This window comes from Aestuarium zhoushanense, from assembly GCF_056431045.1.
Genome location: NZ_JBWKMA010000012.1, coordinates 156,443 through 179,694, shown reverse-complemented (window position 1 = coordinate 179,694; position 23,252 = coordinate 156,443). Strand labels below are relative to the sequence as shown.

General features: G+C 56.6%; 26 protein-coding genes. 13 read left to right on the top strand and 13 right to left on the bottom strand.

What is annotated here, in order from left to right; all coding sequences use genetic code 11:
• Positions 1–63 precede the first annotated feature (63 nt).
• The gene (locus AC07ED_RS05515) at positions 64–432 is read left to right on the top strand and encodes a c-type cytochrome (protein WP_105234765.1); all 369 of its coding nucleotides are present in this window, start codon (positions 64–66) and stop codon (positions 430–432) included.
• Here the strand turns inward: AC07ED_RS05515 and AC07ED_RS05510 are convergent.
• Complete coding sequence (locus AC07ED_RS05510; RefSeq protein ID WP_158664496.1) at positions 423–995, bottom strand: AbiU2 domain-containing protein; 573 nt, start codon at positions 993–995, stop codon at positions 423–425. The two genes, AC07ED_RS05515 and AC07ED_RS05510, sit on opposite strands and share 10 nt — an antisense overlap.
• A gap of 35 nt (positions 996–1,030) precedes the next feature.
• Positions 1,031–2,989, bottom strand: coding sequence for a DNA topoisomerase IV subunit B (parE, locus tag AC07ED_RS05505; protein ID WP_105234766.1), 1,959 nt, complete (start codon positions 2,987–2,989; stop codon positions 1,031–1,033).
• A gap of 156 nt (positions 2,990–3,145) precedes the next feature.
• On the opposite strand from parE, the gene AC07ED_RS05500 reads away from it, so the two are divergent.
• Complete coding sequence (locus tag AC07ED_RS05500; protein WP_105234767.1) at positions 3,146–3,655, top strand: DUF2867 domain-containing protein; 510 nt, start codon at positions 3,146–3,148, stop codon at positions 3,653–3,655.
• On the opposite strand, the gene AC07ED_RS05495 is transcribed toward AC07ED_RS05500, so the two are convergent.
• The gene (locus tag AC07ED_RS05495) at positions 3,652–4,539 is read right to left on the bottom strand and encodes a LysR family transcriptional regulator (RefSeq protein WP_105234768.1); all 888 of its coding nucleotides are present in this window, start codon (positions 4,537–4,539) and stop codon (positions 3,652–3,654) included. The two genes, AC07ED_RS05500 and AC07ED_RS05495, sit on opposite strands and share 4 nt — an antisense overlap.
• The gene (locus AC07ED_RS05490) at positions 4,536–5,207 is read right to left on the bottom strand and encodes a DUF2461 domain-containing protein (protein WP_105234769.1); all 672 of its coding nucleotides are present in this window, start codon (positions 5,205–5,207) and stop codon (positions 4,536–4,538) included. The genes AC07ED_RS05495 and AC07ED_RS05490 overlap by 4 nt, the downstream gene beginning before the upstream one ends.
• A gap of 83 nt (positions 5,208–5,290) precedes the next feature.
• Here AC07ED_RS05490 and AC07ED_RS05485 point away from each other — a divergent pair, with 83 nt between their 5' ends.
• Positions 5,291–6,643 carry an MATE family efflux transporter gene (locus AC07ED_RS05485; protein ID WP_105234770.1) on the top strand — a complete coding sequence of 451 codons (1,353 nt, stop codon included), beginning with the start codon at positions 5,291–5,293 and terminating at the stop codon, positions 6,641–6,643.
• On the opposite strand, the gene AC07ED_RS05480 is transcribed toward AC07ED_RS05485, so the two are convergent.
• Both AC07ED_RS05480 and AC07ED_RS05475 read right to left on the bottom strand, forming a co-directional pair.
• Positions 6,644–7,069 (bottom strand): hypothetical protein, encoded by a 426-nt coding sequence (locus AC07ED_RS05480; RefSeq protein WP_105234771.1) that lies wholly within the window; start codon positions 7,067–7,069, stop codon positions 6,644–6,646.
• A 6-nt stretch (positions 7,070–7,075) separates the two neighbouring features.
• Entirely contained in the window at positions 7,076–8,278 is a 1,203-nt protein-coding gene (locus tag AC07ED_RS05475; RefSeq protein ID WP_105234772.1) for a pyridoxal phosphate-dependent aminotransferase, read from the bottom strand.
• Between the two features lie 79 nt (positions 8,279–8,357).
• Here AC07ED_RS05475 and AC07ED_RS05470 point away from each other — a divergent pair, with 79 nt between their 5' ends.
• The 3 genes from AC07ED_RS05470 to AC07ED_RS05460 all read left to right on the top strand — a co-directional run bounded on the left by AC07ED_RS05470 (position 8,358) and on the right by AC07ED_RS05460 (position 9,632).
• Positions 8,358–8,738, top strand: coding sequence for a helix-turn-helix domain-containing protein (locus tag AC07ED_RS05470; RefSeq protein ID WP_105234773.1), 381 nt, complete (start codon positions 8,358–8,360; stop codon positions 8,736–8,738).
• Between the two features lie 2 nt (positions 8,739–8,740).
• Complete coding sequence (locus AC07ED_RS05465; protein ID WP_105234774.1) at positions 8,741–9,016, top strand: succinate dehydrogenase assembly factor 2; 276 nt, start codon at positions 8,741–8,743, stop codon at positions 9,014–9,016.
• 163 nt (positions 9,017–9,179) lie between these two features.
• Positions 9,180–9,632 carry a MarR family winged helix-turn-helix transcriptional regulator gene (locus AC07ED_RS05460; RefSeq protein ID WP_074039062.1) on the top strand — a complete coding sequence of 151 codons (453 nt, stop codon included), beginning with the start codon at positions 9,180–9,182 and terminating at the stop codon, positions 9,630–9,632.
• Here the strand turns inward: AC07ED_RS05460 and AC07ED_RS05455 are convergent.
• The 4 genes from AC07ED_RS05455 to AC07ED_RS05440 are packed head-to-tail and all read right to left on the bottom strand — an operon-like array spanning position 9,626 to position 13,144.
• Positions 9,626–10,312, bottom strand: coding sequence for a DUF1194 domain-containing protein (locus tag AC07ED_RS05455; protein ID WP_105234775.1), 687 nt, complete (start codon positions 10,310–10,312; stop codon positions 9,626–9,628). The genes AC07ED_RS05460 and AC07ED_RS05455 overlap by 7 nt on opposite strands.
• Positions 10,296–10,724, bottom strand: a complete 429-nt coding sequence (locus AC07ED_RS05450) for a VOC family protein (protein WP_105234776.1) — start codon at positions 10,722–10,724, stop codon at positions 10,296–10,298. Before AC07ED_RS05450 ends, AC07ED_RS05455 begins: the two co-directional genes overlap by 17 nt.
• Positions 10,725–10,782: 58 nt before the next feature.
• Positions 10,783–12,165, bottom strand: a complete 1,383-nt coding sequence (locus AC07ED_RS05445) for a surface lipoprotein assembly modifier (protein ID WP_158664497.1) — start codon at positions 12,163–12,165, stop codon at positions 10,783–10,785.
• Positions 12,155–13,144 (bottom strand): hypothetical protein, encoded by a 990-nt coding sequence (locus AC07ED_RS05440; RefSeq protein ID WP_105234778.1) that lies wholly within the window; start codon positions 13,142–13,144, stop codon positions 12,155–12,157. Before AC07ED_RS05440 ends, AC07ED_RS05445 begins: the two co-directional genes overlap by 11 nt.
• Before the next feature lie 185 nt (positions 13,145–13,329).
• Here AC07ED_RS05440 and thyX point away from each other — a divergent pair, with 185 nt between their 5' ends.
• Together thyX and AC07ED_RS05430 are read left to right on the top strand one after the other, a co-directional pair.
• Positions 13,330–14,238, top strand: a complete 909-nt coding sequence (thyX, locus tag AC07ED_RS05435; RefSeq protein WP_105234779.1) for an FAD-dependent thymidylate synthase — start codon at positions 13,330–13,332, stop codon at positions 14,236–14,238.
• Positions 14,239–14,457: 219 nt separating this feature from the next.
• Complete coding sequence (locus tag AC07ED_RS05430) at positions 14,458–14,955, top strand: BLUF domain-containing protein (protein ID WP_105234780.1); 498 nt, start codon at positions 14,458–14,460, stop codon at positions 14,953–14,955.
• Positions 14,956–14,961: 6 nt separating this feature from the next.
• Here AC07ED_RS05430 and AC07ED_RS05425 read toward each other — a convergent pair whose 3' ends face one another.
• Positions 14,962–15,171: a cold-shock protein gene (locus tag AC07ED_RS05425; protein ID WP_067545895.1), complete on the bottom strand. Its 210-nt coding sequence runs from the start codon at positions 15,169–15,171 to the stop codon at positions 14,962–14,964.
• A 176-nt stretch (positions 15,172–15,347) separates the two neighbouring features.
• On the opposite strand from AC07ED_RS05425, the gene AC07ED_RS05420 reads away from it, so the two are divergent.
• Complete coding sequence (locus AC07ED_RS05420) at positions 15,348–15,674, top strand: arsenate reductase family protein (protein ID WP_105234781.1); 327 nt, start codon at positions 15,348–15,350, stop codon at positions 15,672–15,674.
• Between the two features lie 60 nt (positions 15,675–15,734).
• Positions 15,735–16,103 carry a hypothetical protein gene (locus tag AC07ED_RS05415; RefSeq protein ID WP_105234782.1) on the top strand — a complete coding sequence of 123 codons (369 nt, stop codon included), beginning with the start codon at positions 15,735–15,737 and terminating at the stop codon, positions 16,101–16,103.
• A 32-nt stretch (positions 16,104–16,135) separates the two neighbouring features.
• On the opposite strand, the gene thrS is transcribed toward AC07ED_RS05415, so the two are convergent.
• Positions 16,136–18,082, bottom strand: a complete 1,947-nt coding sequence (thrS, locus tag AC07ED_RS05410) for a threonine--tRNA ligase (RefSeq protein ID WP_105234783.1) — start codon at positions 18,080–18,082, stop codon at positions 16,136–16,138.
• A 159-nt stretch (positions 18,083–18,241) separates the two neighbouring features.
• Between thrS and AC07ED_RS05405 the strand changes: the two genes are divergently transcribed.
• Together AC07ED_RS05405 and AC07ED_RS05400 are read left to right on the top strand one after the other, a co-directional pair.
• Positions 18,242–18,985, top strand: coding sequence for an alpha/beta hydrolase (locus AC07ED_RS05405; RefSeq protein WP_105236325.1), 744 nt, complete (start codon positions 18,242–18,244; stop codon positions 18,983–18,985).
• A gap of 124 nt (positions 18,986–19,109) precedes the next feature.
• The gene (locus tag AC07ED_RS05400) at positions 19,110–19,817 is read left to right on the top strand and encodes an alpha/beta fold hydrolase (protein ID WP_105234784.1); all 708 of its coding nucleotides are present in this window, start codon (positions 19,110–19,112) and stop codon (positions 19,815–19,817) included.
• Positions 19,818–19,913: 96 nt separating this feature from the next.
• Here AC07ED_RS05400 and phaZ read toward each other — a convergent pair whose 3' ends face one another.
• On the bottom strand, positions 19,914–21,185 hold the full coding sequence (gene phaZ, locus AC07ED_RS05395) for a polyhydroxyalkanoate depolymerase (protein WP_105234785.1): 1,272 nt from the start codon (positions 21,183–21,185) through the stop codon (positions 19,914–19,916).
• A gap of 104 nt (positions 21,186–21,289) precedes the next feature.
• Here phaZ and AC07ED_RS05390 point away from each other — a divergent pair, with 104 nt between their 5' ends.
• The gene (locus tag AC07ED_RS05390) at positions 21,290–23,101 is read left to right on the top strand and encodes a PHA/PHB synthase family protein (protein ID WP_105234786.1); all 1,812 of its coding nucleotides are present in this window, start codon (positions 21,290–21,292) and stop codon (positions 23,099–23,101) included.
• Positions 23,102–23,252 lie beyond the last annotated feature (151 nt).

Sequence of the window (23,252 nt, the reverse complement as noted above, 5' to 3'; positions counted from 1 at the left end):
TCCTGTTTACCTTTGCCCCGCGCTTTGGGACAATGGGGCTAACAAACATTGGGGAGAGCAGTCATGAAACCCGCCTTTATCCTTCTTGTCGCTTTTGGTCTGTCCGCATGCGTCGAAGAGGTCGCGGATGGCCGCAAGATTTTCGCCGACGAATGCGCTGCCTGTCACGGTGAGGACGCCAAGGGCAACGGCTTTGCCGCCGCTGGCCTCGCCAAAACGCCGCCCGATTTGACCAAGATCGCAGCCCGCAACGGCGGTATCTTTGACGTGAACGCGGTGATGAGCACCATCGACGGCCTCCACCACTCCCCCGACAACCCGATGCCAGAGTTCGGAGCGGGCGACATGGGCGAAATCATCATGGTCGACCGCACTCCCGTGCCCGCCGAGCTGCTTGCCCTCGCAGGGTATCTGGAGAGCATTCAGGAGTGAGGGGCATGCGATCCGAATAGCTGGTCCATTGCTCTCTCCCAGTGCGTAAGATCTGCGAGATAGTAGAGTTTTGATATTGTTCGAGGCCTACCGAGAAAAGACGAAATGTCTTCGCAGATGCTTACAATGTCGTTTACCAAATTAGGAATATCTTTAATTTCAAATTCAGAATGCTCGCACATTTTATCTGGGATGCTGTGGGCAAGAGCGTGATTTCTTATACCTTTTAATGACGTCAGAATTTTCGCTGATCGCAGTGCTGATATTCTGTGCTGTAAATTTTTAAAACTGTCGGGGTCAAATTTTTCAAGACCGTTATTTACGACGATGTTTCGAAAGTTCGTTAAAGATGATGCATCTCTGCTTTTCGAGTCATCTAACAGCCGATTAATCGACAAAATATAGCTCGTCCGCATGCTGTGTAATATGAGGACTGCGATTAAATTTTCGTTGGTTTCTGAAGGGCTAAGCAGCTCTGGTCGACGCCTCAAAATTGTGGTGTGAACTTCAAAGGCAATCCATAATTCCGATACGTCCCTTGATAGACTATCCAGATAGTCCATAGCAGAAATATTTATCTTTTGTTTTGTTTTTCGCCTCACACATCCAACTCTTCAACAAACCGCGCGTTTTCCTGAATATACTGGAACCTTAGCTCGGGTTTTTTGCCCATGAGGCGCTCGACCAGATCGCCGGTTTCGCCCGGCTCGTCCTCGTCGATGGTGACGCGGATGAGTTTGCGGGAGGCGGGGTCCATCGTGGTTTCTTTGAGGTCTTTGGCGTCCATTTCGCCCAAGCCTTTAAAGCGGGACACATCCATTTTTCCCTTACCGCCAAGCCCTTTTTCCAGCACGGCGTTCTTTTCGGCCTCGTCCAGACAGTAGACGCGTTTCGCCCCTTGGGTGACGCGGAACAGCGGCGGGCAGGCGAGGTAGAGGTGCCCGTGGTCGATCATCGGGCGCATCTGCGTAAAGAAGAACGTCATGAGGAGCGAGGCAATGTGCGCCCCGTCCACGTCCGCGTCGGTCATGATGATGACCTTGTCATAGCGCAGATCGTCGACGTTGAATTTCGTGCCGAGCCCAACGCCGAGCGCTTGGGTCAGGTCGCTGATCTCTTGGTTCGTGCCAAGCTTGTTCGACGCGGCGCCAAGGACGTTCAGGATTTTACCACGGAGCGGGAGGAGGGCTTGGGTCTTGCGATCCCGCGCCATCTTCGCAGAGCCCCCCGCAGAGTCACCTTCCACGATGAACAGCTCGGTGCCCTCGCGGTTGGTGGCAGAACAGTCCACCAGTTTCCCCGGCAGGCGGAGTTTCTTGGTCGCGGTTTTGCGCTGGGTCTCTTTTTCCTGACGGCGGCGCAGACGCTCTTCGGCGCGCAGCACAAGGAAATCAAGGATCGCGCCCGCCGATTTGGTATCGGCAGCGAGCCAGTTGTCAAAGTGGTCGCGGACAGAGTTTTCCACCCATTTCGCGGCTTCCTCGGTCGAGAGGCGGTCTTTGGTCTGGCCGACGAAAGAGGGCTCGCGGATAAAGATCGACAAAAGTGCACAGCCGCCCGTGATCAGGTCCTCGCGGGTGATCTGCGCGGCCTTTTTGTTGCTGACCAGTTCACCGTAGGCGCGGATGCCCTTGAGGATCGCAGCCCAGAACCCCGCTTCGTGGGTGCCACCTTCGGGCGTGGGAACGGTGTTGGTGTAGGAATGGAGATAGCCATCGCGCGACGGCGTCCAGTTGATCGCCCATTCGACCGACCCCGGCACGCCGAATTTATCCTCAAAGCTGACTTTGCCAGCGAACGGTTTTTCGGAATAGGTGCTGACCCCTTCGAGCGATTCATTGAGGAAGTCCGACAGGCCGTTCGGGAAACGGAACGTGGCCTCGGTCGGGGTTTCCCCGTCATCGATTTCGGATTTCCAGCGGATTTCAACGCCCGAGAACAGATAGGCCTTGGACCGTGTCATCTTGAACAGGCGGGCAGGTTTCAGTTTCTGCGAGCCAAAGATGTCGGGGTCTGCGTGGAACGTCACAGTCGTGCCGCGACGGTTCGGGGCAGCGCCGATTTTCTCGATCGGGCCAAGCGGGACCCCGCGCGAGAATTTCTGTTCGTAGAGTTCTTTGTTCCGTGCGACCTGCACGATCATCGAATCCGACAACGCGTTCACAACGGAGGAGCCCACGCCGTTCAGACCGCCAGAGGTCGAATAAGCCTTGTTCGAGAATTTACCGCCTGCGTGCAGAACGGTCAGGATAACCTCGAGCGCGGATTTGCCTGGGAATTTGGGGTGGGGGTCGACGGGCATCCCGCGACCGTTATCGCGCACCGAAATCGAGTAGTCCGCGTGCAGTTCGACCTCAATCCGATTGGCGTGGCCAGCAACGGCCTCGTCCATGGAGTTGTCGAGGATTTCCGCGACCATGTGGTGCAGCGCCCGTTCGTCCGTGCCGCCAATATACATGCCCGGACGTTTGCGGACAGGTTCGAGCCCTTCGAGGACTTCAATAGAAGATGCGTCGTAATCGGTCGGCTCTGCGCCGGATAGAAGGTCGTCGGCCATATCGCTGCTCTTTGCTTTGTTGCCGCATATAGTGGCCTAACCGACGCGGGGGGGCAATCTCTGGTTTTGCTTTATCCACATGATGATCGAAAAGATCGTCGTTTGGGCGAGTTGAAAATTAGAACTTATGTTATACTTTAAGGACGAGGGGGGACAATGGCGTCGCGCATCACAACATTAACGTTAGAGACAAATGGACAGGTTCGACCTAATCCAGCCTCTATCATTGCGCCGTTGGAAGAGCTCGATTTCTTTCTGTCACTGGCGCAGCCGCTGCCTCATCCCATGACCGCGTGGGAGGTTTGGGCAAAGGCGAACGCTTCGCTACCATGGTGGTCGCATTTCATTCTCAAGGTTCGCAACCTTGTTTTGTTGCCGTTCGGGACGAAGCCCTTCAAACCCGCGCAGATGGATATCGATTATCCCCCGAAAAAAGGGGCTAAGATAGGCAGCTTCACCGTTGAAACCATTAGCGATCACAAACTGTGTTTGATCGTGGATGATAAGGTCCGCAGGGGGATGCTCTGCGTCACCATGTCAGCGGACCAAGAGGACCTTGTCCTGACGGGATCGGCTATTTTGCATAACAGGTATATGCGGTGGTATGTTGTGATCTTTGGAAAGATGATCATTCGCATCATCCGTTCCGCCGCTGCGCGGTTCTAGCGGCGCTTCGCGATACGGGATGCGTAGCCCAATAGAGCGGCCATCACAGGGGTCTGTGGGTCGCGGTCTGCTGCAATCAACCCGATGCTATGGCTCCGCTCTGGTGCGGAGAGAGGAACAGACGTGAGGTCTTTGCCTGTCGTTAGGAACGCGGCAATCCGCAGGGGCAGGATCGTCACCCATTGCCCCGTTTCCACGTGGCTCACCAAAACCAAGGTCGAGTTGCTTTCGACAGTTGGGGCTGGGGTGATGCCCGCCGCCGCGAGGTTTTGGTTGATGATCCGCCTGTTCTGCATGTCGGGTGTCAGCAGACAGAGGGGCGCATCTGCCAGATCGGACCATTCCAATTTCGACCGTTTCGCGAGGTCGGACCAATTGTGGCAGATGACGGCGTAGTCTTCCTCATACAAGGGAACAGTCGCCACGCGGCCCAGAGGTTCGTTGTCGAGGTAGGTAATCCCGCCATCGATCTGCAATCCCTCAAGCATGTCGAGGATTTCAATCGACGACCGCGATAGGATCGTGAACCGCACGTTGGTGTGTTCTTTGGAAAAGGCCGAGGTCAGATCGGCCACCATCGGCAGGGCCGTCGGGATCACGGCCAATCGAATGTCGCCAGATAGACCCTCACGGGCAGCGCGCATCTCTTGTTTCATGACGCGCACATCGCCCACGATCCGCCGCGCCCAATCCAACACGCGTGCACCTTCGGGCGTCAGGCCGCCGTAACGCGACCCGCGATAGACCAGTTGAACCCCCAACTGGTTCTCAAGCTGCTTGATCCCCGCAGAGAGCGTCGGCTGGGTGATCCCCAGACTTTCCGATGCATGTCCGAAATGTTCCTCGCGGGCGAGGGCGATGAACATTTCCAATTTGTCGATCATGCGCAGGCCACCGAAAGCAGGAGGTCCCCGAGGGGTTTGAACTCCTTTAACCCGTCCATGATCCGATCGCAAAGGGGACCAGAGCCGCCCAAGGGTCGGGTCGCAATCACCGACTTGTGGCGCAAGAGGTCCGCATTTGGGTGATCAGGCGCAAAACCACGCGGTACCCGCACCAGTTCGGGATCACGTAAGGCAAAGCCCGCCGTTTTCACCCCATCTACAATCCGCGCGACACGCGGGGCATCCAGGTCAACGAATTTGCGCCAATCCTCTAAAACGTCTTTCTCCATCGCCATCATCCCGCCGCCGATATGTACTTGATCCGGTTCGATGCCAAAGAAATATGCCACAGGCTGGCGCCCCTCGTTCACTTGCCAGAGCACATGCAGGTGGGTCTTGTAAGGCGTCTTGTCCTTAGAAAACCGCGTGTCCCGATGCGGGCGGAACAGTTTGGTGGTGACGGAATCGCCCAAAAGGTCGCTCAATCGCGGCGCAATTTCATCCAGCAGCGCAAGCGCGGTTGGCTTGATCTCTTTGTCATAGGTGGCGCGGTTTGCGTCCCACCAGTCTTTGGAATTGTTCGCAGCCAGCGCCCGATAAAACGGTTGGGCGGTCTCAATAAATGTCTCGAAAGTCATAGCAGCACCACTGTCGTTCGCGGGGATCATGCGGTGTCGGGCGAGGGGTGTCTACTGACAAACGGAATTTGATCATATGGACGAAAATTGCAACTTGCCGTAATGCTAATGCTATGAATCACACGCGTCCCACCCTTCGTCAGGATATCCTGCCCCTGATCCGCCTCGGCATGCCCTTGGTCGGCAGCAGCATTGCGGCCTTTGCGATCCATATGACCGACACGATCATGTTGGGCTGGTATGACGTGACCGCGCTTGCGGCGGTGACATTGGGGTCATCGTGGTGGTTTATCCTTTATATTTTCGGGGCTGGCTTCGGCTTTGCCGTGATGCCCTTGGTTGCTGCGGCTGCTGCCGAAGGCGATGATACCCGCGCCCGTCGTGTGACCCGCATGGCATTCTGGTTGAGCCTCGCCTTTGCGGCGGTGGTGTTGCCGCTCTTGTGGTGGTCGGGGGCCATTTTCCTATGGATGGGGCAACATGAAATCATCGCCCTAGAGGCCCAGAAATACTTGCGTATCGCAGGCTTTGGCATCGCGCCGGGGCTGCTCGTTGTCGTGCTGCGGTCCTATCTGTCGGCGCAGCATATGACGGCGATTTTGCTATGGGTGACCTTGGGTGGCGTCGTCTTTAACGCGGGTGTGAATTACATCCTGATCTTTGGCAACTTTGGCGCGCCAGAGCTGGGCATTCGCGGGGCGGCGATGGCCTCTGTCCTGATCCAGACGATCACCTTGCTGGTTCTCGCGGTCTATTCGAACCTCAAACTGCCAGAGATCAAGCTGTTCCAGCGCATTTGGAAACCCGATGGCGAAGCCCTATCGCAGATCTTTCGTATGGGCGTGCCGATTGGCCTGACGTCATTGGCGGAAAGCGGTCTGTTCTCGGCCAGTGCTGTGATGATGGGCTGGATCGGGGAATTGGAACTGGCGGCCCACGGGATCGCGCTGCAACTCGCCGCACTTGCCTTTATGTTCCACGTCGGCATGAGCCAAGCGTCAACCATCCGTGCAGGCGGGGATTATGGTCGCAAGGATCAAGCGGGGCTGCGCCGCACAGCGTGGGCTTCTGTCATCGTCGGGCTGAGCTTTGGCGTGATCGTTGTCAGCACGTTCCTCTCTTTCCCCGAAACGCTCGTCGGCCTCTTTGTCGACCCGTCCGAGCCGCAGCGCGTTGCCCTGATCAGCATCGCCGCAAAGCTTCTGATATTTGCCGCTCTGTTCCAATTCGTCGACGCGGGGCAGATCATCGCCTTGTCGCTCTTGCGCGGGGTGCAGGATACGGCTGTGCCGATGTGGCTGGCGACGATCAGCTATTGGCTGATCGGTCTGCCCGCAGGCTACGTTCTGGCGTTCGTCTTGGGCTTGAACGAGGTTGGCCTATGGCTCGGCCTTTGTATCGGCCTCGGCATGGCGGCGCTGACGTTGATGTGGCGGTTCTGGGCGCGGTCGGTCAGGATCGGCTGATCAATCGTCGTCCGAGGTGTCCTCGCGACCCTTCATCAAACGGTCGGCTTTCTTGCGGATGAGAACCGTACGCAGGTCGTGCATCGCCATCAAGAGCGCGTCTGTCACGTCTTCCAACTGGTCATCGGTCGCTTTGGTCTGGGCCCAATGGGTCGTCAGGTTCATGTAATCCACCGCTCGGTGAATGTCGTCGATATCACGCGCCGCCAAAAGGGCGATGCGCGCTTCCATCCAGTCCTTAATTACCTTTAGGTCTTCGGGGCTTAGCTCCCGTGTGCCTTGGGCCTTAATCTCGCCATTGCGGATGTTCGCAACGGCGATCTGGTCCATCTCAATTCGGCGCTGACGGTTTTCGGTATCCACTTTGAACACGGCCGCGCCATTGTCGCGCACGCGAAAGTAATACTCGGGTAATTCAGAACTCATATTCGCTTACCTTAGGCCTTCGCAGAACTGTTGAATGCGCGTGCAGGCCTTTGCCAAGGCCTCGTCCGAGGTAGCGTAGCTGATGCGGAAATTGGGTGAAAGCCCAAAGGCCGACCCGAAGACAACCGCAACGCCAGTCTCTTCCAACAATGCGGTCGCAAAGGCTTCGTCCGTGTCGATCAACGTGCCCGCCGCGCTGGTTTTCCCAATGCAGGCAGAGATGTCGGGGTAGACATAAAACGCACCTTCGGGCGTCGGGCAGTTCACGCCCTTCGCATCGTTGAGCATCCCCACGACGAGGTCACGGCGACGCTGGAACAGGGCCTTGTTGTCCTCGATATAGCCTTGCGGACCGTTGAGCGCCTCAACCGCCGCCCATTGGCTGATCGAACAGGGGTTCGATGTGGATTGCGACTGAACCTTGCGCATGCCCTTAATCAGCTCTTCGGGGCCAGCGGCATAACCAATCCGCCAGCCGGTCATCGCATAGGCCTTGGACACGCCGTTAACGGTCAGCGTGCGGTCATAAAGGCCTGGTTCGACCTGCGCAGGGGTGCAGAATTTGAAATCGTCAAAAACGAGGTGTTCATACATGTCATCAGTCATCACCCAGACATGCGGGTGACGCATCAGAACATCCGTCAGCGCCTTTAGCTCGTCCCATGAATAGCCAGCGCCCGACGGGTTTGATGGAGAGTTAAAAAGGAACCATTTGGTCTTTGGCGTGATCGCGGCCTCTAGCTGCTCGGCCGTCAGTTTGAACTGGTTTTCGAGGCTACATTCGACAATCACAGGCGTGCCGCCACCCAACAGAACCATGTCAGGATAGGACACCCAGTAGGGCGCGGGGATGATCACCTCGTCGCCTGCGTTCAGGGTCGCCATGAACGCGTTATAAAGCACCTGTTTACCACCCGTGCCCACCGTCACCTGAGCGGGTTCATAGGACAGGCCGTTTTCGCGGCGGAACTTATCGCAGATCGCTTGCTTTAGCTCAGGGATACCATCGACAGCCGTGTATTTCGTCTTGCCCGCGTTGATCGCAGCAATCGCGGCGTCCTTGATGTTCTGCGGCGTGTCAAAGTCTGGTTCACCTGCGGACAGGCCGATCACATCGCGCCCCGCGGCCTTTAATTCTTGCGCCTTGGTCGTCATCGCGATCGTAGGCGAAGGTTTTACGCGGGAAAGTGTCGTTGACAGAACGGACATGACGCCTCCGGTGGTCATTTGGGTCTGATGTGTCATAAGATGGCCCAGTAACCCAATCAAGCGGCAAGGAGCGCGGACGGTGGAAACTACAGAATGGTTTAGCGAAGATCAGGCAACTTTTGGTGATCGAGTGGCAGGGGCGCGAGAAGCGGCTGGCCTGACCCAAAAACAACTCGCAGGAAAAATCGGCATCAAATTGACGACCCTGCGCGGATGGGAGGATGACCTCACTGAACCCCGTGCAAACAAACTCCAGATGCTGGCAGGTTTGCTGGGCGTTTCGATGAGCTGGCTCTTGACGGGGCAGGGCGAAGGCCCCACAGAACCGACTGAGGATGAAATTTCACCTGGTGTCGCTGACATTCTGTCCCAAATCCGCGAATTGCGGGTGCAAATGCAGGACAACGTCAAAAAGATGGGCCAGCTGGAACGGCAATTGCGCGCCGCGCTGAAGGAGTAACGATGACTGAACCGCGTGACATTCGGATCAAACGTTTGGCGATGCGCTCGATGCGTCGCGGCATCAAAGAGATGGACCTGATCCTGTCGGATTTCGCGAGCCGCGAACTGTCCACCATGTCTGACGCGGACCTCGATCATTATGAGATCTTCATGGAGGAGGCCGATCTCGACCTCTACCAGTGGATCAGCGGCCAAACCGAGGCACCGGATCAATTCAAAGACCTGGTTGCCCGCATTTCCGTTTCGGCCAAAGGCCTGACGGCGCCGCGCCAATAATATCGGTGGTGACGAAAATTCGTCGCCACCTTTAACCAAATCTTCTGATTCTTACCCCTAGATGGTCCCACTGACCGAAAGAGGAGTAAGAGGCATGAGCCTGATTTCCGAACTCGGGGTCCAGAAGGAAACCTCCGCAATTACGGCGCAGAATGCTGCCTTTATGAACAACTATCTCGAATCCCTGTCGCTGGTCGAACGCCTGCACAGGTTGCTTCTGGATGTGATCAAAGACGAATTTGAACGCTTGGGCGTTCTGGAACTGAACCCTGTTCAGGCGCTCCTTTTGTTTAACGTGGGCGACAATGAGGTGACGGCGGGCGAACTGAAATCGCGCGGCTATTATCAGGGGTCGAATGTCAGCTATAACCTGAAGAAGTTGGTGGATGGCGGTTTTATGCACCATCAGCGCTGCTATGCGGATCGCAGGTCTGTCCGTGTCCGTCTGACCGAAAAAGGCCGCCGCGTGCGCGATATCGTGTCCCGTCTTTTCGCGGCCCACTCCGAAGGGCTGCAAAAACGGGGGGTGGTGGATCACGACGGTATGGATATGATCTCTGGCTCGCTCAAACGGATCGAACGGTATTGGACCGATCAAATCCGCTACATCTATTGATCCAGTGAGCCGAGAGCGAGGCTGCGCAATTCCCGCAATAACTTGCGGCGCATCGCGGCCTCGTAATCGTCAAAGCCCGCGGCAGGTTCGACAAAGGCCTCTGGTCCACGAATGACGTATGTTTTCCAGTAGGAAAGCAGCCCTGCATCATCCTCGCCACCGAGTATCACCAGCCCGTTGACGGTCATGCGGTCGTCCTCTGGGATGTCTTGGGGGCGGGGACCTGTGTTATTCTCGCCATCCCCTGATAGGTCGAGCGTGTGCCGCCAGCAGTCAGGCTGCTGGTCGAGCAACGCTTTGCCCGCCATCAGTGCCGACCCAATCGACGTGGTCAGATCACCGGGCGCTGTCGACACCGTGGTTAATCGTACGGCAATGGCAGAAAGGTCAGAGGCCGAGGCGACCTCGGTCCACGGCAACAGGATGGTCGCCGTGTCTGGCCCGCTCCATTGATAAACCGACAGCCTGATCGGGGCCATCGGGTCTGACAATATGGCCGCGCTGACTTCAGGCGCCAACAACGCCGCCGCCAATCCATCGAGCTGTAGACGATATTCCACCGCGTCCACAGACCCCGACACATCGAGCCCTAGGGCCAAGGCCTGACGACACTCCGCATCGGCAGGGAGGCCCGCCCCAATCAATGCAGCGGCGAAGAACGCCTTACCAGTGACCGACATTGTCCATGCTGAACCAAGGTTCCGCAGGAGCGAGCCGTTCGCCCGCTTGCAGCAGTTCAATCGACACGTTGTCAGGCGACCGCACAAAGGCCATGTGCCCATCACGCGGCGGGCGGTTGATCGTCACGCCATTGTCCATAAGGTGCTGGCAAGTCTCGTAAATATTCGGAACCTGATAGGCGAGGTGCCCGAAATGCCGTCCGTCCGACGGCAAGCCCTCATCGCCATCCCAGTTATAGGTCAGCTCAATCGGGCACTCCTCTTGGCCCTCAGGTGCCATAAACACGAGGCTAAACCGCCCCGCCTCATTATCGATCCGACGCGTTTCACGCAGACCCAAGAGCGCATAAAACGCCATACTCTTTTCCAGATCCTTCACGCGGACCATCGTGTGCAAATACCGTAGGGTCATAGGTTTTCTCCCGAAACTGCTTTGGTCAAACCCTAGCACTCCAGCCGACGAAGACCAGTTAGAAAGAAGAGCGATAACCGATCTCGATCCCCGTCTCAGATCGGGTAAAGCGGCTGATGTTGCTCTCCGTCTGAACGGACCGAAGGCTGATCACGGGCATGAAACCCGCATAGGTCATGTTCGGAAAGGCAGCCTCGATCACGGCAAAGGACGTCTCGTCCCGCCGTTCGCCTGAAAACACTGGCGGCAGGGCGTAATCGTCATACAGCGTGACCGCACGGCCAACCGACGCCTGTAGTTGCACTGGCTTGCCCTGCATGTTCGGGGCAAAACTCGCGTAGAGGCTGGAGGCGGTGTTGGCGCGGTTGGTGGTTGGGCTTTCGGTCATAGTATGATTGACGCCCGCGCTCCAACGCCCTTGGGCGATGCCCGTCTGCGCGATTGCAGTGATGCCTGCGCCGAACGTTGTGACTGTGTCGTCGTTTTGCCCGCCCGTCTGATCGAACCGCATCTCATGGCGGAGCGTCGCGGAAACTGCTGCGTTGTCATTTAGCCCGTAGCTCAGCCCTGCGCCCAAACGGGTCAAGTCATAGGACTTTGCATCCCCCGACCAAACTTGCCCAACTTCTGCACTGATGGTCGTCGTGAGGTTGTCCCATTTTTGCCGATGTTCAATGCCAGCGGTCAGGGAATAGGAACTGAGGTCCGCGTTGGTTAAATCGGGTGCGCTGGCTTGGGCCGCATCAGACAAGAACACGTTTTGCGTCAGCAACTGTCCCGTCAAAGCGGTCAGGTGCTCTGATGATTGGTCAATCCGATAGCGCACAGATATCTGCCCCGACGCCACCGTACCAGAGAGCGCCTGCGCCTCTGCACTGAGGGTCCCAACCCAAGGCACACCGTCAATCACGTTCAGCGCCGTATCGCTGCCGCCGTTCACGTTGTCGGATCGTCTGACTGATGCATTCACACGAAACCACAGCGGATTTTGCGCGGCGACCTGTTTGTAATCTTGGGCCGTTTGCGCGGCGAGGTTCGGCAGTTCCGCGTGGTTCGCGGCGCGCCTCAGCCAGAGTTGTGAGAGGGTGAACCGATTGTCGAGCTTGGCCGCGAGGGCCGCAATGCGGGCGGCCTCATACGATTGCAACCCTGCCTCGGCTTCTCGATAGGCGCGGCGGGCGGTGCTGCGGGCCAATGAGAAGTCGCCCACCCGTATCAATCCCGTCGCCAAGATTGCCAAGGCATCTGCGTCGTCTGGGTCCGCATCCAAAAGCGCGAGCGCCAAGTCCATCGCGAACCCAAAATCGCCCGACAATAGCGCTTGCCGCGCCATGACGTGCCCTTGGGCGATGGATATTTCGGCGGACTCTGCTAGCGCCATATTGCAAAGCGACATGCTTAGCGTGATGGCACAGACAAAGCGTCGAATGTTAGTTGCCATAGTCAGGGTTGACCGTCACGCAAATTGGATCGTCACCAGTCAATCCGCACTGCGTTAAAACGAAAACACCATATTCATCAGCATTCTCGACCCCAACGTGGTCCTCAACGAAAATGCCACCCGCTACGCCTTCGGCATTTGCGCCACCAAAGACACCACCGTAATTGCCGATGACTTTTTGGGCCGTATTTTGTGCCTCGCCGTAGAATTCGCCCACATCGTTGATAGAGGTCACGGTGAGGACGATATCGGGGAGATAGCCTTCGTCGTCATAGGTCGGTGTGTAGTGCGGCAGCGGAGTGTTGCCCCATTCTCGATGGTAGATTATTCCGTTAATTAAATTATCCCCAAAGTCGACGTTGAGAAAAATCTGACCTTGAACCGTTAACGTCTGACGAGGTGGGATCCCATCGTAGACTTCAATTGTCGGTTCTAAAAGTAGCTCGTTGACGGCACCCATATTCGTGACACCCGCATAGTGGCCAGCATAGGAAACCAAGCCATTGTCTGAACCAGTTAGAGATGGAGTCGGGTTCACAAATGCCTCAAGTGCGATGAACGTCGAGCCTGACATGTAGATGTTAAATTGCCCACCATCGGAGGCTACGGCCCCTTGAACCGTTCTGGCAAAATCCTGTGCGACAAATGCCGTGTAGTGTCGATCTAGAGGGTCGTCTTGATAGGTAAAGGCGAGGTAGCCCTCGACGTCAAGTTGAGGTGTCCGATTGTAGGCTGCTAATGGATACTGCCCATTTGTTTGGTCAAGGCCAGTTAGATCAACCGACAACGTGCCCGCATCAGGATCAAAAACCACCCCGCGCATGTCATCGGTCAGCTTCGAAAAATCGGTGGTGCTCTCTTCGTCCGCACCTGTGCCTGTGCCAGTATCCACCTCCGTTGTCTGAAACGGATTGGTCCCACTTCCACCGCAGGCCGCGAGGGCGGTCAGGAGGGCGAAAGTCAAAATGGATTTCTGCATTATCGGACTCTGAAAATCGTTCTTGGATATTGAGGGCGACAATCGACTTTAGGTTAGTCTCTGTCAACCATTCGGCTAGGTTAAATCTGTGCCTGTCGCACCTGAGGCACGGAATATGGAGGTTTTGCCTCTGACATCTGCAATATATAGTAACCCGCGAGTCACCAGTCCCCGAGGAGAGCAAAATGTCCATTACCCCAGAACAACAGGCCGAGGTTGCCGAACTTCGCGCGACACCGCGTCAAACATTGCGGGCTGTTTCCGAGGGGATGGAAAGCCACCTCTACACCATCAAACCCGTGCTGGATCACGGCTTTGTTCGGGTTGTGGACTACATGGGCGATGACGCTGCGATCTGTCAGGCGGCGCGTGTGTCCTATGGCAAAGGCACGAAATCTGTTCAGAACGACGCAGGTCTGATCCGCTATTTGATGCGCCACTGGCACTCGACCCCGTTCGAGATGTGCGAGATCAAACTCCACGTCAAACTTCCTGTGTTTGTCGCGCGCCAGTGGATCCGTCACCGGACGGCGAACGTGAACGAATACTCCGCCCGCTATTCGATCATGGATCGTGAATTCTACATCCCAGAGCCCGATGTTCTCGCCGCCCAGTCGGTGATCAACAACCAAGGCCGTGGTGAGGTTCTGACGGGTGAAGAAGCGGCGCGTGTTCTCGAATACCTGAAGGGTGATGCGGCACGTTGCTACGACCACTATCAGGAAATGATCTCTCAGGAGGGGCAGCAGGGGCTCGCGCGTGAATTGGCGCGGATGAACCTGCCTGCGAACATCTATACCCAGTGGTATTGGAAAGTGGACCTTCACAACCTGTTCCACTTCTTGCGTCTGCGGGCCGATAGCCACGCGCAATACGAAATTCGCGTCTATGCGGATGAAATTTGCAAGGTCGTCGCGGATTGGGTGCCTGCCGCGTATCAAGCATTTGAGGATTACCGCATGGGCGGCGCAACGCTCTCGGGTAAAGCTCTCGACTGTGTGCGTCGTATGCTTAAAGGCGAGTCTGTGACTCAGGAAAACAGTGGCATGAGCGCAGGTGAGTGGCGCGAGTTCCAAACCGTTTTAGAAAACTGACGCTACTTTTGGCTCTTTAAATTCAGAGCCTACCCTGTTTCACGGGGTAGGCTTTTCCATATGTTACTTTTGTCAGATTTTCTGATATAATACACGCTAAAGTGTCATGTGATCTTTGGCGGTGACTTGCATTCCTGTCACAAAAGAATATTTGGTAGAAGTTGACGTTGGGTAAGTCTTTGTTTTGGCGTAAAGCTAAACAGTCATCGGTCGTTACCGATGTCAAAGACCAATTTGCTGGAGATAGGTGTGCCGGAAGACAGCCAACAATTGATACGTTTGATCTACGTAAGCGTTGCTGCACCCAATATGGGAAGCGAGCAGATCGAACACATTTTGGTCAAGGCTTCCAAGCGCAATGAGATCAAAGGTCTCACTGGCATGTTGATCTATGACGAGGGGCAGTTCTGGCAGGTTCTCGAGGGGCCGCTCGACTCCGTTATGTCGACCTTTGATGATATCCGTTCCGATAAACGTCACTCTGATGTCACCACTCTCGTGACCGAGGATATCGCCAAACGCGAGTTCAAGACGTTCCGCATGGGAACACCTGGAAACGTGCGCAGTTTCAACGATCCAGAGCTTCATTCGAACGTCAATGCGGCGCTGGCACGTGAAAAAGTGGGCACTGCCAGAGAGGCCTCGCAACGGTTGGTGCGAGGGTTCAGTCAGGATGGGCAGTGGTATCCGCTGATTGCTGAGCGGTCCGAGGGCTAACGCCGGTTAGCCTGCCGCTTTGAGGTTGCCTGCCATTTGGCGTCCATCACGGCCTTCAATCAGGTCGAATTCGACCTTCTGATTGTCTGCCAATCCGGTCATGCCGGCTTGTTCAACAGCTGATACATGGACAAACACATCCTTGCCGCCCCCATCGGGGGCGATAAAGCCATAGCCCTTGGTTGTGTTGAACCATTTTACAGTACCGCTAGCCATTGTCGTAACTCCTTCGTCGTCGGTTGCCCGTTTGGGCGTGGCCGTCACGATGAGCGCGCATTACGTTGTGACACTCACCGATCTGCGACTCAAAGCGTAACACGATTTTTCAAAAGACAAATGACAACCTTGCATTGAGGCGACATCTTGCGCGAAATGCCGAAAAAGGAGGCGAAATGAAGGTCTATTCCCTGAAGTCCTGCGACACCTGTCGCAAGGCGATCAAAGAAATGACGGCAGCGGGGCTCGACCCACAGGTGCAAGACGTGCGCGCGGATGGGTTGTCTGGCGATGATATCGCAGCGATTTTGGCGGCCTTTGGCGAAAAGGCGGTGAACCGTGCTTCGACCACATGGCGCGGACTGTCGGACGAGGATAAGGCGCGTGAACCTGCCGATTTGCTTGCCGAACATCCGACGCTCCTTAAGCGTCCCGTGATCGTCTCTGACGGCGTCTGGTATCAAGGCTGGTCTACCGCCGTCAAAGCCAGCGTAATCGGGTAGGGGTGTTGTGGCGCGGTCGTGCCGTGCCTATGTAGGGTCAGCAATAAACAGGAGCAGGCCATGCGGAGCGCAGCCAAAGCCTTGGGTATTTTCGGCGGGGTGATCGGTATGATCATCGGGATTTTCAGCTTTGGCTATGTGTCCCTGACCGAAACCCACACCGAAGTCGGAGAGATTTTCGGCGTCGTGACCAACCCCGCCTTTATCAAAGCTGCGAGCTTCCTCGGCCCGATCCTCGCGATCACGGGGGCTGGTATGGCGAAATACCGTGCGCTCTGGGGTGGGGGGCTTTTGCTGGTGTCGGCGGTGATGATGTATGCCGCCTTTGGCTTTAACTTTGCCACCATGTTCCCAATCGGCATGGCAGGTGTTGGCGGGATCCTCGCGATTGCAGCGGGTAAGCCAGACGAAGAAAAGGCGCACTTTTAAGCGCGCCTTTCCAAATTCTTAGAATGTTTTGATTACCGCAGGTCTGGCGGTGTCGCTTCAACGGTGAGATCAGCGATGATCTGGTCAAGAGCAATGGTCTCGGTCTTGTTTTCACCCAGACGGCGGGCGGAAACGGTGCGTTCCTCGACCTCACGTGCGCCGATGGCGAGGATGACAGGCACCTTGCCAAGGCTGTGTTCACGGACCTTGTAGTTGATCTTTTCGTTGCGGGTGTCGGCCTCAGCGCGGATGCCACGTGCCTGCAGCGCCTCAACGACCTCAGCCACGTAACCGTCCGCATCCGACACGATCGACGCCACAACAACCTGACGCGGCGCCAGCCAGAACGGCAGTTTGCCTGCGTGCTCTTCGATCAGAATACCGATGAAGCGTTCGAACGATCCCAAAACCGCGCGGTGCAGCATGACGGGGCGATGTTTGTCGCCGTCAGTGCCAACGTAAACCGCATCCAGACGCTCTGGTAGGTTGGGGTCAACCTGCAGGGTGCCGCACTGCCAATCACGACCAATCGCGTCGGTCAGAACGAATTCCAACTTCGGACCATAGAACGCGCCTTCGCCTTCTTGGATTTCGTAGTTGTAGCCTGCAGCCTTACACGCATCACCCAAAGCGGCCTCTACACGATCCCAGCTCTCGTCCGAACCAACACGTTTTTCAGGACGGGTAGAGAGTTTGATCTTCCAATTGTGGAAGCCAAGGTCCGCGTAAATCCCAGCGAGGAAGTCGATGAATTTCTTCGTTTCGGCTTCGATCTGGTCGTCGGTGCAGAAGATGTGCGCGTCGTCTTGGGTAAAGCCACGCACACGCATGATCCCGTGCAGAGCGCCCGAGGGTTCATAACGGTTGCACGATCCAAACTCGGCCATACGCAGCGGCAGGTCACGGTAGGATTTCAGACCGTGGTTGAACACCTGGACGTGGCAAGGGCAGTTCATCGGCTTCAGCGCGTTGACGGTTTTTTCACGGGCATGATCTTCGTCGACTTCAACGATGAACATGTTTTCTTGGTAGTTTTCCCAGTGACCCGAGGCTTCCCACAGTTTGCGGTTCACGACCTGCGGGGTGTTCACCTCGACATAACCGTCACGGCGTTGCTGGCGACGCATGTAGTCCTGCAGCGTGGTGTAGATGGTCCAGCCGTTCGGGTGCCAGAACACCTGACCCGGTGCCTCTTCCTGCATGTGGTAGAGGTCCATTTCTTTGCCGAGCTTGCGGTGATCCCGCTTTGCCGCTTCCTCAAGCATGTTGAGGTGCGCCTTGAGGTCGTTGCGGTTTTTGAACGCGATACCGTAGATACGCTGCAACATCGGACGCGAGCTATCGCCGAGCCAATATGCACCTGCCACGTGGGTCAGTTTGAACGCATCAGCGGGAACCTGACCCGTGTTTTGCAGGTGCGGACCACGGCAGAGGTCCTGCCAGTCGCCGTGCCAATACATCCGCAGGTCTTGGCCTTCGGGGATGCGGTTCACCAGTTCGACCTTATAGGGCTCGTTGGTGTCCTCATAATGTTTGATCGCGCGGGCGCGGTCCCACACTTCGGTCTTTACCTCTTCGCGTGCGTTGATGATCTCTTTCATCTTCGCTTCGATTTCGCCGAGGTCTTCGGGGGTAAACGGCTCTTCGCGGTCGAAGTCATAGAACCAGCCGTAATCGCGAACGGGGCCGATGGTCACTTTGACATCTGGCCAGATCGCCTGAACAGCGCGGGCCATGATGTGAGCGAGGTCGTGACGGATCAGTTCCAGTGCAGGTTCATCGTCCTGCATGGTGTTGATCGCAACAGTTGCGTCCTCGTTGATCGGCCACTGAAGATCCCAATGCGCACCGTTCACAGTGGCAGAGATGGCCTTTTTAGCCAGCGAAGGGGCAATAGATGCCGCGACTTCAGCAGGAGTTACGCCTGCATCATAAGAACGCGAATTGCCATCGGGGAAGGTAAGGGAAATCTGGCTCATAGCCGTCTCCTCGTCAGTTTGGCGCCCACGGAACGCCCGGTTGCGGGTATATGGTTCGAGCCGCGTTTTGATCCTCGATTGATGACACGTCAAGCCCGCAGGCTTGCCATTCTGGGTCATCGGGGCAAATGTGGCGAAAAAATCAAAGAGAGAACCGACATGACCGAGTATCTGACCACCCCAGAGGGCCGCCGCATCGCCTATAACCTTACCAAAGGTCGCGCGCCCTATGTCGTGTTTTGCGGTGGTCTAAAGTCCGACATGGAAGGAACCAAGGCGCTCGCTCTTGAGGAATGGGCCAAGGCATCGGGGCAGGGGTTCTTGCGGTTCGACTATTCTGGCCACGGCATCAGCGATGGTGACTTCGAGGACGGCTGCATTGGTGATTGGTTCGAAGACGCCAGCGCCGCGATCGACTTGATCGACGGTCAGGTCGTCTTGGTCGGCTCCTCTATGGGTGGCTGGGTGTCGCTGCTCTTGTCCCGCGAACGCGCGGATAAGGTTGCGGGTCTGGTCACAATCGCAGGTGCGCCCGACTTTACCGAGGACGGCTATTGGGCGGGGTTCTCTGACGCAGAACGCGAAACCATCATGACCAAAGGCCGCATCGAAATCCCGAACGAATATGTTGAGCCCTATGTCATCACCCGCCGCTTGATCGAGGATGGCCGCACGCGCCTGATCTTGCGCAGCCCGCTGACATTCCCGTTCCCTGCGCGCATTCTGCAAGGCAGCGCGGATGATGTAGTCACGCAGGATGTGGCCGAACGCCTTTTTGCACATGCGCAGGGCGACGATATCCAACTGACCGTCATCAAAGGCGCGGACCATCGGTTCTCTGATCCGACCTGTCTGGCGCTGATCGAAAAGTCGGTTTGTGATATTTTGGAACGTATCGGCTAAATTGTGATCCTTTGCCCTCTTCCCTCACAGGGAGAGTTGCGCCATGATGCGGTTAAGACGGGTGAAAACATCCGCGAAAGACTGACGCAGGCAATTCCGCGGATGACGCGGGGGCAGGACACCAATGACCGAACCAATGGTTCTTTTACCCGGCATTTTGTCGGATATCAGACTGTTTTTACCGCAGCTTACGGCATTAGGCCGAGAGCGCCCCGTGATGGTCGCGCCGACCTGCCAAGGCGAGCGGATTGACGAAATCGCATCGAACCTCTTGCCCGGTTTGCCTCAGAAGTTTGCCCTCGCGGGGCATGGATTTGGCGGCATGGTCGCGATGGAGATTTTGCGCCGCGCACCTGAGCGGGTTACGCGGGTCGCGCTGATCTCAACCTCGCCTTTGCCTGAGACGCCACAGGATTCCGCCGAAAGGGAACTGCGGATCGTGGGCGCGCGGGCAGGGCGGTTTGAGGATATCTTGGCCAAAGAAGTCCCGATGGACGCCATCGGTGCCGCCCATCGCAAGGACATTTGGGGCAAGTTGCAAACCATGGGTAAAGCGGGTGGGGCAGAGACCTATGTTCGCCAATGCCGCGCCATGCAGCGCCGCCGCGATCAACAAAGCACCCTGCGTCGCATCAAACAGCCTGCGCTTTTGATCTGCGGGGCAGAGGACACCGTTTTCCCCGTCAAACGCCACGAATTTATGGCGCAGCTGATCCCCTACGCGCAACTTGCTGTGCTGCCAGGTGTTGGTCATTTGCCGAGCCTAGAGGCCCCCGCCGCCTTTGGGGAAACCCTGCGGTCGTGGATGAAGCAGCCCTTGGTTCTGCAGTAAGGGGGAGGGCGCTGCCCTCTTGGCCTGCGGCCAATTCACCCGGGATATTTACAGCACAAAGGCAGCAAAAAGGGGCCCTGAGGCCCCTTTGTTCGTTTAGCCGTTAACCGCGACGACCTTGGGTTTCGCGGGCGCCGTTCCAGCATTCGCGTCGATAAAGTCGAGCACGAGCGGGCGGATGTTGTTGCGCCAGCTGCCGCCAGCAAAGATACCGTAGTGACCTGCACCCGGTTCAACGTGCCAAGCTTTTTTCTCGTCCGGCAGGTTGGTCAGGAGGTCCAACGCCGCCTTGCACTGACCGGGTGCCGAGATGTCGTCCTCTTCGCCTTCGACAGTTTTCACAGCAACGGTCGTGATCTTTGAGATGTCGACCTTATGGCCGTTCACTGTGAACGCGTTGCGGGCGATGTCGCGGTTTTTGAACACGCGCTCAACGGTCGACAGATAGAACTCTGCCGTCATATCCATCACGGCGAGGTATTCGTCGTAGAATACGTTGTGTTTGTCGTGGTCCGAAGACTCGCCCTTGGCGACGCGGAAAATCTGGTTCTGGAATGCTTCGGCGTGGGTTTGACCGTTCATCGAGATGAACGAAGCCAATTGCAGAAGGCCCGGATAGACCTTGCGGCCTACGCCTGCGTATTTAAAGCCAACGCGCTGGATCATTGTCTGTTCCAACTGGCCCATGGTAACTGAATGGCCAAAGTCGGTCACTTCGGTCGGGGCAGCGCTGGGGTCAACTGGGCCACCGATCAGTGTGAGGGTCTTTGGCTGCGCCTTGGGGTCCAACTCCGCCAGATAGGCGGTCGCGGCCAAGGTCAAGGGAACGGGTTGGCAAACGGCGATCACGTTAATGTCGCTGCCCAAGTGTTTCATGAAATCGACGAGGTAGAGGGTGTAATCCTCAACGTCGAACTTGCCTTCGCTGACAGGAATGTCGCGGGCGTTGTGCCAATCGGTGGTGTAAACCTCGCAGTCGGGCAGGAGGCTCATCACGGTTTTGCGCAGGAGGGTCGCGTAGTGGCCGGACATCGGTGCTACGAGCAGGACACGACGTTTCATCGGCTTGCGACCTGCGACCTTGAAGTGCACGAGATCGCCAAAGGGACGTTCGATGACCTTTTGCACCTGAACGATGTGGTCTTTGCCGTCGCCCGTCTGAACCGAAGGAATACCCCAATCGGGTTTCGCAACCATGCGAGAGAAGGTCCGTTCAGTCACTTCGCCCCACGCGCCGAGCCATTCGACCATTGGATTGGAGGTCGCGGCCAATGCTGGATACGCGGCAAATGCACGCGCTGTCGCACCTAACCACTGATTAGTGTTACGAACGCTTTCCATAAGGTCGTAAGTGTACATATACTTCACTTGTAACGTCTCCTGTTCGCGGAACGATGCAGCCAATGCAACGTCCCCAAACTCTGCAGACAGGGCGATGCTGCATGTGCGAAGGTTAAGGGGAGGACGCACATATGACAACTAATGATTTGGTCGAAGATGCCGCAGGGCATCCGCAGCTCGCGAAACTCGAACAAAACATGGCGCGGATTGAGGCTTTGACGCAGCGCGTTATGGCCGCTTTCGCCCACAAACGTCATGTGCCAGAGGCATTACAAGGTCCGTCGCAAGAGCTCTATATGAAAGCGGCGATGGCCTATTGGAACGAGGCGGCCGCGAATCCAGCAAAGCTGTTTGAGCAACAGATCGCCTATTGGGGCAAAACGCTGACCCATTTTGCAGAGGCTCAGGCGGCCTTGGCAAAGGGCACGTTGGAAGCGCCAGAGGATCACACGCCCGATGATCGGCGGTTCAGCAACCCGATGTGGAAGACGAACCCCTATTTCAACATGATCAAGCAGCAATACCTGATCAACTCCGAGGCTCTGGCGAAGGGTGTCGAAGAGATTGAGGGGATTTCTGACCTTGAACGCAAACGTCTGAAGTATTTCGGCGCGCAGGTCGTCGACATGATGTGCCCGACCAATTTCCTGCCCACCAACCCCGACGCGCTGGAACGCGCAATCGAAACCGAAGGGCAGAGCCTGATCGACGGGCTGGAAAACCTCGTGCGTGACCTCGAAGCGCATGACGGTGAACTGGTTGTGTCGCTCGCGGATGGGTCTGCCTTTAAACTGGGCGAAAATATTGGGACCAGCAAAGGCGAGGTTGTATTCCGCAACCATATGTTCGAACTGATCCAATACACGCCAACGACCGATCAGGTGCGTGATATTCCGATTGTTCTGTTTCCGCCGTGGATCAACAAATTCTACATCCTCGACCTCAAGGAAAAGAACAGCCTTGTGAAATGGATCGTGGATCAAGGCTACACGCTGTTCATCGTCTCTTGGGTCAACCCTGGTCCTGCCATGCGCGATACGGGCCTGAACGACTATATCGAGGACGGCTACCGCACGGCGATGCGTGAGGTGAAATCCATCTGCGGTACCGAGTCGATCAATGCGGTGGGTTACTGCATCGCCGGCACCACATTGTCGCTGACGCTGTCGCGGATGAAACAGCAGGGGGATACCTCGGTCAGCTCTGCGACCTTCTTTACCACGCTGACGGATTTCTCGGATCAGGGTGAGTTTAGCGTCTTCCTCACCGACGACTTTGTTGACGGGATCGAGGCCGAGGTGAACCGCACGGGCGTGCTCGAGTCCTTCTATATGGCGCGCACCTTTAGCTACCTGCGCTCACGTGACCTGATCTATCAGCCCGCGATCAAGAGCTACATGATGGGTGAAACCCCACCAGCCTTTGACCTGCTGTATTGGAACGGGGACGGCACGAACTTGCCCGCGAAGATGGCCGTCGAATACCTGCGTGGCCTCTATCAAAAGAACAAATTTGCGGATGGCGGGTTTGAACTCGCTGGCGACTTGCTGAAAATCGACGAGGTGGATGTGCCGCTCTGTGCGATTGCGTGTGAAACTGATCATATCGCTGCGTGGCATGCGTCATATGCTGGTGTGCAGCAGATGGGATCGACGGATAAGACCTTTATCCTGTCAGAGAGCGGTCACATCGCGGGCATCGTGAATCCTCCCTCCAAAGGCAAATACGGACACTACACCAACCCCGACATGTCAGGCCCTGCGGAGGCGTGGAAAGCGGCCGCTGTGCGCAATGACGGATCGTGGTGGCCACGGTGGGGCGCGTGGCTCGCTGAACGGTCGGGCGAGATGGTTCCCGCCAGAACGCCGGGTGATTCGACTCATCCAGTGCTCTGTTCGGCCCCTGGAACTTACGTAGCGGCAGCACCACCAGAGGGGGAATAACCCTCTGGTGGGGTCTAACCTACTGATTTTGCTGTGTCGCAGAAATTTCATATGCTGCGGTGCAGAAAAAACTTGAAATGCTGCGGTGCAGCATGCATATTATTGGTAAGACAAATGACCAGCGGCAAGCGCCGCATGTACCATGAAAGGT

Bases quoted from the DNA above. Each gene is read 5' to 3' on its own strand.
- AC07ED_RS05515 (WP_105234765.1), top strand. From the start codon at position 64: ATGAAACCCGCCTTTATCCTTCTTGTCGCTTTTGGTCTGTCCGCATGC.
- AC07ED_RS05510 (WP_158664496.1), bottom strand. From the start codon at position 995: ATGGACTATCTGGATAGTCTATCAAGGGACGTATCGGAATTATGGATT.
- parE (WP_105234766.1), bottom strand. From the start codon at position 2,989: ATGGCCGACGACCTTCTATCCGGCGCAGAGCCGACCGATTACGACGCA.
- AC07ED_RS05500 (WP_105234767.1), top strand. From the start codon at position 3,146: ATGGCGTCGCGCATCACAACATTAACGTTAGAGACAAATGGACAGGTT.
- AC07ED_RS05495 (WP_105234768.1), bottom strand. From the start codon at position 4,539: ATGATCGACAAATTGGAAATGTTCATCGCCCTCGCCCGCGAGGAACAT.
- AC07ED_RS05490 (WP_105234769.1), bottom strand. From the start codon at position 5,207: ATGATCCCCGCGAACGACAGTGGTGCTGCTATGACTTTCGAGACATTT.
- AC07ED_RS05485 (WP_105234770.1), top strand. From the start codon at position 5,291: ATGAATCACACGCGTCCCACCCTTCGTCAGGATATCCTGCCCCTGATC.
- AC07ED_RS05480 (WP_105234771.1), bottom strand. From the start codon at position 7,069: ATGAGTTCTGAATTACCCGAGTATTACTTTCGCGTGCGCGACAATGGC.
- AC07ED_RS05475 (WP_105234772.1), bottom strand. From the start codon at position 8,278: ATGTCCGTTCTGTCAACGACACTTTCCCGCGTAAAACCTTCGCCTACG.
- AC07ED_RS05465 (WP_105234774.1), top strand. From the start codon at position 8,741: ATGACTGAACCGCGTGACATTCGGATCAAACGTTTGGCGATGCGCTCG.
- AC07ED_RS05460 (WP_074039062.1), top strand. From the start codon at position 9,180: ATGAACAACTATCTCGAATCCCTGTCGCTGGTCGAACGCCTGCACAGG.
- AC07ED_RS05455 (WP_105234775.1), bottom strand. From the start codon at position 10,312: ATGTCGGTCACTGGTAAGGCGTTCTTCGCCGCTGCATTGATTGGGGCG.
- AC07ED_RS05450 (WP_105234776.1), bottom strand. From the start codon at position 10,724: ATGACCCTACGGTATTTGCACACGATGGTCCGCGTGAAGGATCTGGAA.
- AC07ED_RS05445 (WP_158664497.1), bottom strand. From the start codon at position 12,165: ATGGCAACTAACATTCGACGCTTTGTCTGTGCCATCACGCTAAGCATG.
- AC07ED_RS05440 (WP_105234778.1), bottom strand. From the start codon at position 13,144: ATGCAGAAATCCATTTTGACTTTCGCCCTCCTGACCGCCCTCGCGGCC.
- thyX (WP_105234779.1), top strand. From the start codon at position 13,330: ATGTCCATTACCCCAGAACAACAGGCCGAGGTTGCCGAACTTCGCGCG.
- AC07ED_RS05430 (WP_105234780.1), top strand. From the start codon at position 14,458: ATGTCAAAGACCAATTTGCTGGAGATAGGTGTGCCGGAAGACAGCCAA.
- AC07ED_RS05425 (WP_067545895.1), bottom strand. From the start codon at position 15,171: ATGGCTAGCGGTACTGTAAAATGGTTCAACACAACCAAGGGCTATGGC.
- AC07ED_RS05420 (WP_105234781.1), top strand. From the start codon at position 15,348: ATGAAGGTCTATTCCCTGAAGTCCTGCGACACCTGTCGCAAGGCGATC.
- AC07ED_RS05415 (WP_105234782.1), top strand. From the start codon at position 15,735: ATGCGGAGCGCAGCCAAAGCCTTGGGTATTTTCGGCGGGGTGATCGGT.
- thrS (WP_105234783.1), bottom strand. From the start codon at position 18,082: ATGAGCCAGATTTCCCTTACCTTCCCCGATGGCAATTCGCGTTCTTAT.
- AC07ED_RS05405 (WP_105236325.1), top strand. From the start codon at position 18,242: ATGACCGAGTATCTGACCACCCCAGAGGGCCGCCGCATCGCCTATAAC.
- AC07ED_RS05400 (WP_105234784.1), top strand. From the start codon at position 19,110: ATGACCGAACCAATGGTTCTTTTACCCGGCATTTTGTCGGATATCAGA.
- AC07ED_RS05390 (WP_105234786.1), top strand. From the start codon at position 21,290: ATGACAACTAATGATTTGGTCGAAGATGCCGCAGGGCATCCGCAGCTC.